The following is a 1,080-nucleotide window of genomic DNA, read 5'->3' as shown; positions in this document are numbered from 1 at the left end:
CGGTGCTGGCTGTAGGTGCGGTGCTTCTAGAAGGGCGGGAGCATGTCGGCTGGTGGTGCTGGTGGTGGGTCGGGTCGGGTGAGGTAGGTTTCGCCGGCAGGCGAGATCGCGATGATGGTCCCGGGCTCGGGTTGTTGGTAGTGCCAGTAGCCTTCGGTTTTGAACATGTGGTGGCGTTTACACAGGGCCGCCAGGTTTGAATAGGACGTTTTGCCGCCTTGGGACCAGGGTGTGGTGTGGTCGAGTTCGCAGAACACCGCCAACCGGTTACACCCCGGATGCCGACACGTCCCATCCCTAACCCGGACCGCATCCTTCAGGTCCTGCGGGACCCGATACGTGGTCGCATCAGCGCCCAGCCTGGCCCCGGTAAAGGGGTGGGTGAGGATCCTGGTGAACGATGGTGCGTGCCCGGCGAGTTGGCGTGCGGTCTCGGGATCAATCGGACCGTAGCCTTCCAGTTCACCCGGGGTGTCCCCGCCGAGGAGAGTCATCACCGGGACGGTGACGAACACCTTCGCCTGCACACCCCAATACACGTTGGCCTCCCCCTGCTGACTGGGGCTGGTGTTCGTCCGGGATCCGGGGTCCGCTGTTCCCGGCCCGCCCTGGTCAGCGGCAGCACCGGGGTCGGTCCCAGTGTCAGCGCCGGCGGCAGCGCACGGTCCAGCAGCGGGGTCGGGTGCTTCATGCATGTGTCCGGTGGGTCCGGCGCTGGTGAGGACGTCCACCAGAACATCGGCGCGTAACTGGGTGAGAGTTCTGGCCTCGTCGGGGCCCTGCAGGGCCCGGGCTGCGGTATCGACCCGGTGGAAGATCCCGGCCGCGTGTTCGGTGGGTAGGTACGCGGCGAGCCAGGCCATCCCGTCGTGGGCGCCGTTCAGGACCACCTCGCGTTCCCGGAGAGCTTTCCGGTGCCGGCTACTGATGGGTTCGGGGTGAAGTTTTTCGCGTAACCGGTGGGCCTGGCGGCAGAACTTCGTCACGGTGGTCTGACCGGCCAACGCGATCAGCCTGGTTTCATAGGCGGCGGCGAGAGCGGGGTCGGTGTCGGGCATGTCTGTGGCCTCTTCGACAACA

General features: G+C 66.2%; 1 protein-coding gene. It reads right to left on the bottom strand.

What is annotated here, in order from left to right:
• Window positions 1–26 precede the first annotated feature (26 nt).
• A partial coding sequence (locus tag DDA93_RS16090) for an HNH endonuclease signature motif containing protein (protein WP_133185611.1) occupies window positions 27–1,080 on the bottom strand: 1,054 nt, incomplete at its 5' end.

Origin of the sequence: Arthrobacter sp. Bz4, assembly GCF_003075455.1 — a bacterium.
Lineage (GTDB): Bacteria > Actinomycetota > Actinomycetes > Actinomycetales > Micrococcaceae > Arthrobacter_D.
Note: the sequence above shows the minus strand (reverse complement) of the source record. Positions and strands in the feature narration are given on the sequence as shown.